This window comes from Thalassovita aquimarina (assembly GCF_018219815.1).
Classification (GTDB): domain Bacteria; phylum Pseudomonadota; class Alphaproteobacteria; order Rhodobacterales; family Rhodobacteraceae; genus Thalassobius; species Thalassobius aquimarinus.
This window is the reverse complement of record NZ_JADMKU010000040.1, coordinates 1-8,220: the sequence shown is the minus strand read 5'-3', so window position 1 is coordinate 8,220 and position 8,220 is coordinate 1. Positions and strand designations below refer to the sequence as shown.

Annotated in this window: 6 protein-coding genes; 1 reads left to right on the top strand and 5 read right to left on the bottom strand. The window is 53.8% G+C overall.

Annotated features, from left to right (window positions below; translation table 11 throughout):
* Positions 1 to 63: 63 nt before the first annotated feature.
* The 3 genes from IT775_RS20880 to IT775_RS20870 all read right to left on the bottom strand — a co-directional run bounded on the left by IT775_RS20880 (position 64) and on the right by IT775_RS20870 (position 3,684).
* Positions 64 to 495, bottom strand: coding sequence for an Arm DNA-binding domain-containing protein (locus tag IT775_RS20880; RefSeq protein WP_212703187.1), 432 nt, complete (start codon positions 493 to 495; stop codon positions 64 to 66).
* 548 nt (positions 496 to 1,043) lie between these two features.
* Positions 1,044 to 2,423 (bottom strand): sensor histidine kinase, encoded by a 1,380-nt coding sequence (locus IT775_RS20875; RefSeq protein WP_212703186.1) that lies wholly within the window; start codon positions 2,421 to 2,423, stop codon positions 1,044 to 1,046.
* Positions 2,424 to 2,535: 112 nt separating this feature from the next.
* Positions 2,536 to 3,684, bottom strand: a complete 1,149-nt coding sequence (locus IT775_RS20870; protein WP_212703185.1) for a response regulator — start codon at positions 3,682 to 3,684, stop codon at positions 2,536 to 2,538.
* A 468-nt stretch (positions 3,685 to 4,152) separates the two neighbouring features.
* On the opposite strand from IT775_RS20870, the gene IT775_RS20865 reads away from it, so the two are divergent.
* Positions 4,153 to 5,496: a cytochrome P450 gene (locus IT775_RS20865; protein ID WP_212703184.1), complete on the top strand. Its 1,344-nt coding sequence runs from the start codon at positions 4,153 to 4,155 to the stop codon at positions 5,494 to 5,496.
* A gap of 66 nt (positions 5,497 to 5,562) precedes the next feature.
* Here the strand turns inward: IT775_RS20865 and IT775_RS20860 are convergent, their stop codons facing one another.
* Together IT775_RS20860 and IT775_RS20855 are read right to left on the bottom strand one after the other, a co-directional pair.
* Entirely contained in the window at positions 5,563 to 6,699 is a 1,137-nt protein-coding gene (locus IT775_RS20860) for a response regulator (RefSeq protein ID WP_212703183.1), read from the bottom strand.
* A gap of 481 nt (positions 6,700 to 7,180) precedes the next feature.
* Positions 7,181 to 7,948, bottom strand: coding sequence for an acyl-homoserine-lactone synthase (locus IT775_RS20855; RefSeq protein ID WP_246525800.1), 768 nt, complete (start codon positions 7,946 to 7,948; stop codon positions 7,181 to 7,183).
* Positions 7,949 to 8,220 lie beyond the last annotated feature (272 nt).

The following is an 8,220-nucleotide window of genomic DNA, read 5'->3' as shown; positions in this document are numbered from 1 at the left end:
TTGCTCCACCTGCGCCAATCGGCGTATCAATCCAAAGGGCTCCGGTTCCGACTGGTTGAAAGTTCAGTGGCAGGTCAGCATCTGCCCGATGTCGGCGCTAAGAAGCCGATGGAACCATTCTGTCTTTGCCAAGGTGGCTTCTGCCCGACCTTCCCGGCGCTTCTTCTCCAGCAGCTCTGCCGCCAGCTTGGAGAAGGTTGCATCCTGCTCCGCCGCTTCCCTGGCTTTCTGGTCCTTGCGAACGCTGGAGGGATCTTCGCCATTCGCGATCAGGCTACGGGCGTCGTCCCGTTTGCGTCGCGCGTCGGCCAGTGTCACCTCGGGATATTTACCCAGCGCCAGCAGCTTTTCCTTTTGGTGCCAGCGATACTTGAAGCGCCAGAGTTTCGACCCGTTCGGTTTGACCAGCAGATAGAGCCCGTCGAAGTCGGACTGCTTGTAGGGCTTCTCCTTCGGCTTCAAAGCCCGAATCCGTGCGTCGCTCAAGACCGGCATGGGGGTACCCTCCAGTTACCGTATGACACGTACCCCAGGTCGGTACCCCATTTGGGGGTAGATTGTAGCGTACGTGGCAGGACAACATCGGACGATCCGATAGAATAAACCCTGCGAATACAGGCTACTATCGGTCAATTCTGGACGCAACTGGATGATAAAATGGTGCCCGGGGGCGGAAACGAACCACCGACACGAGGATTTTCAATCCATCCAAATTCTGAGAGAGAAATCAGCGTGAAGTGCGTATATGTAGTCACAACGTAAATGCATCCAATTGGCTTGGATCAATGTTCGCGGATCGTACACTGAGAGAAATTCGAGTGTCGAGAACGGATAATTGCGGTCGTTTGTGCCTTTGGTGTCTAATTCCCGCTCTCAGCCCTAGGCGGTCTCCTTGCCCGTTGACCGGCGGGGGCCGCCCCAGGTCGCACATCCAGTTCGTGCGGAAAGTGGGCTTTCGATGCGATTTGTATCAACGTCGATTGCGTTGACCAAATGGACATTAGATCAAACCGATGCGTCGGCTTGCATCCAGCTTGCTTCACCTAGGGTATCGGATCGACGAATTTTTCTGGCAGATCGACGAAGAAAGTCGTTCCTTCGCCGACCTCGCTTTCGTAGTCGATGGTGCCGCCGAAATGCTCGACGATTTCTTTCGTGATATTCAGGCCCAGACCGGTGCCGCCCGCGTGCCTTTGGTCAGACGAATCGAGCTGGGTGAAACGTTCAAACACCCTGTCCTTCACGCCCTCGGGGATACCTATGCCCTCGTCCTTGACGTAAATACGAACCTTGCCGCCCATGCGTTTACAGCCTACGGTCACCGTCCCCCCGTTGAATGAGAACTTCGCAGCGTTCGAAATCAGGTTGGCCATGACCTGCATCAGACGGGACTCGTCTGCTTCGACAAAGAACGGTTCGGCGTTTTCGTTGGCGCATTCGAGATGCACTTCGTGAAGGTCCGCATATCCAATAGTGCTTTCAACTGCCTCGAAAACCAAGGCCTGCGCGTTCACCACCGAGATACGGTATTCCATTTCGCCCGCTTCGATTTTCTGCAGATCCAGTACATCATTGATGAGGGTTGCCAGGCGTTGGGCGTTCTTACCAGCAATTTCCATCAGCCCATGCATCTTTTCAGGAACGGCCCCCAGTGCGCCGGAGTTGATCAGATCGAGCGACCCCTTGACCGACGTCAGCGGCGTTCGCAATTCATGGCTAACGGTTGAAATGAATTGCGACTTGGCGATGTAGGCGATCTTGGTTCGCTCATGTTCCTCCCGTAACGTCTCCAACTGGGCCAGATTGCGGCGATAGAGGCGGAGGTACGCGGCAGAGCTGTCGATTAGAAAATACATAACGAATACGACGGTGAAAAAGTGCAGCCACAGTTCCGATTCTAAGCCGGGCCGTTCGTGCCAAAGGTCCCAGATCGTTATGAAAATAAACGAAATACCATAAAGGATTAGTCGCAGCGCCAAGGCCAGAACGATCTGGTGGTTATTCATCGCTGCAAAGAGAGCGGCTGCAAACAGGAAGAACAAGGGCGTGAAATGCCCACCCGCGTCTTGCATTAAGGCAACGGATACCGCGTAGACGCAAATCGCGCTAGCGCTGAGTAGAGTGTTCAGCAGAATCCAAACCAGGGTAACAAAGATGGCTTTTCCATCCTCGCTCGACAGCCGTTTCGCACGCCGTGCGAGGATAAGATCCTGAACCTCGCAGAGCATAATGGTGCCGTAGAAGAGTGCTGCGGCAATAGGGGAAAAATAGAAACCGGTCAGCACCGAAGCCGACAGAAAAATCAACTGACGCTGCCAGAGCAGTTCTGTGCTCATGGCAGTGTAATCTTTCAGATTCTGCAGTAGCCGGTCGCTGGCCGGAAAAGCATTCATGATCGGCTGTGTTGCCTCGGACAGAGTCATGTCCCTACCTGTTTTTTATCTTGTGTCCGCACAACATTGCAGAGATTTGGGGAAGCAATGAGACTACATTCAGCCGACAATTGGGTGATGGAAAAACTCTCGGCGAAAGTGGTCAATGCGTTGATCTTTTTTGTTCAAGAAGGAAATCCTGCAGCAAAGTCTCGTATGCCCTGCGTTCAATATGCGCGGTCTCCTTGTGGCGCGATTGCTTCCAGCGTTTCCATTGTGCGTAAGTCGACCAGCTATCCGTCTGAGGATCAGAGCGCTCGACTTCCTCAATCGCGGCATTGAGTACAAAAAGAGCCTGACCCTCCGGAGCCCGATCCAAGGTGACCTCGGCGCCTATGACGACATTTACTGCAACGCCTGCTGTCGATGCGATGTCGTTCAGGAAACGGTTTCTGCGCAGAGAATTGTGCAACGAAGCGTAGTCCATGCTTTCGCGCTTCGAAGATACGCACAGGAAAATTCCGTTTCCGCGGTACGAAATCAGGTCCTTGCCCTCTTTCGTCGTTTCCGACAGAGCCTTTGAGACCTCCTCAAGCACAGAGAGGAATTCGACATCAGACATGCTGTCAAAAAGCCGCTTTGCATCTTGGATCTTGATGGCTTTTGCCAGTAGAGGCCGGCCTTTACGTCGCGACGCCAGCGTCACGTAGGTTTCGAAGGCGTTGGGCTCGATAACCCTTTCCACACCATTCAGTCGAATTCTATGCTCCAAACTATGTGGAACGTCTTGCCGATTTCGGCCCGGTACTCCGCTCAACGCCCGCAGTTCTGCATCAAGCCGATTTCGATGCCGTTCCAGTTGGCGCGACCTGCTGATGCGCATCCGTAGGTCCAGAAAGTCGAAAGGCTTGGCAACATAGTCGCTTGCGCCCGCCTTGAAGGCATCGCCCAGATATTCCCGTTCGCTCATTGCAGTAAGCATAAGGATCGGAATGTGGTCATAGCCAGGACGCTCTCGGATCACCGAGCAAAGCTCGATTCCGGTCATTTGCGGCATCTGGATATCAAGCAAAATAGCGTCGAAAGGCGTGGGTATGGTGTCCAACATCCACAACGCCTCGACGGATCCCTGCGCCAGATGAACTTCGTAGCGTCCGATTGCTTCTAGCGCGGTTTTAAGCAACTCCAGAATGCTGGGCTCGTCATCTACCACAAGGAGACGGATCCGAGGCGCGGAGTGCGTCTTAAGATCGTCCGGCTCCGTTCCGCTACACTCTGGATGGCTATCGCGCATTGGCATCTTCAGCCTCATTCGTTGTTCCGAAGTTCGTAATGGCCGAAAATCTTGTTGAAATCGTGGTCAAACCTTGGAAGTTGAGGGACGCATGCCTTGGAAGGCGTTGACTGAGATCCAGGGACGGCAAACAGTCTCTAACTGGGGCCGGTGTATACGGTCAGGATCGGCCAGGACTGAGGGCGTGCGGAAACCATCAAGACTGATCATCGGTGCTTTTGAAAGCAGCGTTGTCACAGAAGGTCGGTATGGTAAGGTTTATGTGTAGACTTGAAAAAAATGAGAATGGCCGGATTAGGTATGGCCAGCCTAGTGTTTGGCAGAGGCCTGCAGTCGTTGAGCGGGAACACGTCAGAATATCTTTTATCCTCTGGCCAACAGTGATCTTGTCAAAGAACTCACGCGCCTCAATGTGTGTCGTTCAGGATGTAGAGTTTCAGTGAAACCACCAGGGCAGAAAAGCGGCTCATCGGAGAACAAGCAGACATGAACGATGCCGATTTGGCCAAAGTCATACCGATTGCCGCTAGATTGGCGGAAGAGCCCGTTGGATTACTGAAATTTGCCCAACTTGCAGGCCGCAACATGCTTGAGGTCATCCCGGCCGAAACTACCACTCAGACCTATTTGCGCGGCCCCCTCAACATTCACTACATCTGTGACCCCGAGATCATAACCGAACTGCTTGTCGGCGCGGGGCGAAATAATCCAAAGGCAAAGTTTACGAAGGATATCATTGGATCGGCGGTCGGCAACGGCCTTATCCTTTCCGAAGGGGAAAAGTGGCGGCAACAGCGTCGTCGATACTCGCCGCTGTTCGCTGCTCGCAATCTGCCCTTGCTGGCGGAACATTTCGCCGAAACGGGAATGGAGATTGCCGCTTCTCTGCGGGCTCATCCGGGGCGGGTGGATGTGGCACAAATGGCGCCGGCATCGACATTGACCAATATTTCGCGTGTCATGTTTTCCGGCAACCAGGAGGTCAGCGCGGAACAGATACGCGCGGGCCTGATTAGATATTTCGAGTATATTTCGAAGATTTCCCTGTTTGATGTCATGGGACTGCCAAAATGGCTACCCAGGAAAAAGTGGTTTCGGAGCGCCGCCCCCGTCTCCGAAATGAGAGCACTGGCAAGGCAGGTGATCGAAAGCCGACGGGAAGAAAACAGAGACGTTCCTCAGGATTTCCTCGACCTCATGATCGCGGCTCTCGAAGAAGATTTCGAGGATATCGAAACGACGGTGGACAATCTTCTCACGTTTGTTGTGGCGGGGCATGAGACTTCGGCCAACGCGTTGGCTTGGGGCTTTTACCTGCTTGCGCTTGCTCCAAATATGCAAGCTCTGATCCGCAAGGAGATCGTGTCGATCCGCCCCGAAGGCCCGGTGTCCTTCGAGGATGTGCAGAGCATGCCTGTCTTGCGAGCACACGTGCGGGAAACCCTGCGGCTCTATCCCTCTGCGGCGTTTTTCGCCCGGGATGCTGCGAGCGACCTTACAATCAAAGGGATCGAATTCAGGAAAGGCGACGCGTTGTTTTTCCCTGTGTATTCGCTGCACAGGAATACACAGTTGTGGGAGAAACCGGGCATGTACAAACCCAGCCGTTTCTTGGGAGACCCGTTACCCAGGGGTCAGTTCATCCCCTTTGGAGACGGTCCAAGGATTTGCATCGGAGCGCAGTATGCTGAAACCGAGATCATGGTGTTGATGGCGTCGGTTTTGCGTGCCGTCGGTTTCAAGATGGCCGATGCGCCTATCCCCCGCCCGATTCTGACATTCACGATGAGGCCCGAAGGTCCGATCCTTCTGGACTGCTATCCGGTTTGATCAAGGACGCAGTACGATCCGTGTCACCGGCGGCACACACGCGTTAAGAATGCAGTTTTTAGTGCGTTATTTGCCCGCCAGGTAGCTTTCTTCGCCGAACAATTCCATCAGAACCCGCTCATAGACTACCTTGCGGCGGATGCCCTTGTCCTCTGGATGCTCGTATTCCCCGACTTTCGAAGCCTCTGAGTCCAGATCTTGTTGCAAGGAAACCTCCAGCGCGTTCACGTTGTCTTCGGCTTTGCTCAATGCGTTCATGGCCCCGGAGCGGGACAGAGAGCGCATCGAGACCGGTTCGCCGACAAGCACATGCCCCCAACGGGAAGCCCGTCGCTGACCAAGCAGCGTCCCGACGATCTCATTCAGCCGCTTTTCGCTCGGGAATGTGTCCGTCCCGCTTCGCTTATGCATGGCGACCAAAAAGATTCCGCTCCCCCGATACGAAAACACGCAGTCGATGTCGCGCGCCGCCTTGTCGATGCCATAGGCGATATCGTGCACGACCTGACGGAATTCACTGCAGCTGCTCAGGTCGTAGCAATATTCCGCATCCTGCAGTTTCACGGCAATAGCCTGTGAATTGAACAATCGGCCCCGGGACAGTTGCCCGATGTAGTTGTCAAACTCCATGTAGCGCAGGACCCGTTCCACCCCTTCAATAGAAAGCGGGTCATCGAAACTGAACTGCTGGGCGTAATCAAGTTCGTCTTGCAAGAGCTTGGCAGATTGCAGGCTTTGCTGCGTCCGCTGCCTTTCCTGAACCAAGCGATAGGCCGCGTGCATCCGTCCGCGGAGGTCCATCAATTCGAACGGCTTGCCGACATAGTCAGTTGCGCCTTCCAGAAAGGCTTCGTCGACATATTTACGATCGCTCATCGCCGTCAACATGATGACGGGTGTTTCGGTGTAGTCGGGCATCGTGCGGACTTCCCGCAGAAGCTCTATTCCGTTCATTCCCGGCATTTGAATATCAATCAGCAGGCAGTCGAACGGTTTATCCGCATTTTCGAGGGTTTTGATGGCGGCGGGCGCTGAGCTTGCGACCGAGATGTCGTAATTATCGAGGGCGACGAAGGCAGTCCTTAGCAGTTCCAAAATGCCGGGCTCGTCATCGACGGCAAGCACCCTCAGATTGGCACGCTTTTGGGCGCGCTGAGCGAGCTTCTGCGTGAATCGGTCTGTACTTTGGGTAACCTGCTTCATCTTACATGCCGTTCGTATGTATGCCGTTCGTTTGGTGGGTGCCGTTCGTTCGATTTGATGTAAAAATATCCATAAACTGGGTCAAAAACGTGACGGAACACCCGTCGAAACCTCGATGCCAAGGCAAGATAGTGGCGATATTATGCCCGTGGTTTCCATTTGATGCTCAATCAGCAATTAACGCCGGCGTTTGTTCACAATTCAGGTATTTTGCAACTGCAGGGATTCGACATGTGATTCCCGCTCGAGAAAAAATTCACTGGAAAAGCTGGGGCTCCTGGCAAGACAGCGCTGAATGAGCGCTCACCCAGGTTGTATCGAAGACAAACTCCCGAACGGTCCCCTAGGAAGGTCCAGAGTGCCGCAATGAAACTCAGCGCCGAGGGCTAGGAACACCACCGTTCCAACTTCGCTCGGGAAAGCGCCGGAGCGCTAAACCTGTAGTCGGCCGACACAACAAACTTGCCACGGTTTCAGGCGTTCAGGTGGCTTTGACACTACGCGTCTGGAAAAGCACCGCTTGGCTGGATGTACCTTCGATACTGAACTGAGATCCGATTGGAGTTGCGCCGACATTCAAACGCCGGGCCCACCGGGACCAGACTGATGGCACAATGCCGATAATGGAACTCGCGCCGTTGTTTCGCGCTGTGATGGCCATCGCCTCGAACAACTTCTTTTGAACTTGCGATCTGACCGCCGAAGAAACCGCATCGGTGATGAAGAAACGCGAAGCTTCCCATATGCGAGGATTTTGCGGGGCCTCGAAAAACAAGACGTCCGTCGGAAGATCGGCCAGCAGCCCCTTTTGTGCGTCACGCAGCATGTAGGTATACACACCGCAAGAGGCTGTTGTTGGCAGCAACCTGACAGCACCTAGGATTTTTCCGAACTCATGCAGCACGACCCAGCGGCAAAACGGCGTGTCGTACTGATCGAATTCCATTCCGTCGGCCTGAGGCACATTCCAATGCAGCCGATCGATGAATACCGACTTTCTTGTCTCAAGGTATCTGACCAGAAGGTCCCCGTACTCGTGCATGTTGCGGAAGGACATTACCGTGGTGCGGACGTGATTTTTGCGCTCTTGGGCAGCATTTCTGACGCCATCCAAGAAACCGAGCACACTTTTTGACGTCGCGGCGCGACGGTATTTTGACACTGTCACTTGCTCCAGCTCCGGAAAGACCGAAGCCGCTGACGCGGTGCGCGAAGACGCAACGCGGACAGGCGCTATCGCTTGGTTCATGGACTGCTCGTTTTTTTATTAGTAGTGCCAAAGAATATACACTTTAGTCTATAATTAATATGAAATTTCAGGAACCTGTGGCTGTTGCGCCAGTTTCCTGGTGATAAATCTGCGTCTTGCGTTAGCTGCAAGATGGTTTTTGCCTACTAATTACTCGTTTTAGGCGAGCTTATTGATGGAGTTCGTCAATCTTGGTGGTCTTCCCCCACTGAAATGGTCCGCCGTTATGTTTAAGGAAATGGAGGACCAGAATGGCTAGGAAACGGCACAAG

Coding starts and splice junctions, on each gene's coding strand:
- IT775_RS20870 (WP_212703185.1), bottom strand. CDS start 3,684: ATGAGGCTGAAGATGCCAATGCGCGATAGCCATCCAGAGTGTAGCGGA.
- IT775_RS20875 (WP_212703186.1), bottom strand. CDS start 2,423: ATGACTCTGTCCGAGGCAACACAGCCGATCATGAATGCTTTTCCGGCC.
- IT775_RS20860 (WP_212703183.1), bottom strand. CDS start 6,699: ATGAAGCAGGTTACCCAAAGTACAGACCGATTCACGCAGAAGCTCGCT.
- IT775_RS20865 (WP_212703184.1), top strand. CDS start 4,153: ATGAACGATGCCGATTTGGCCAAAGTCATACCGATTGCCGCTAGATTG.
- IT775_RS20880 (WP_212703187.1), bottom strand. CDS start 495: ATGCCGGTCTTGAGCGACGCACGGATTCGGGCTTTGAAGCCGAAGGAG.
- IT775_RS20855 (WP_246525800.1), bottom strand. CDS start 7,948: ATGAACCAAGCGATAGCGCCTGTCCGCGTTGCGTCTTCGCGCACCGCG.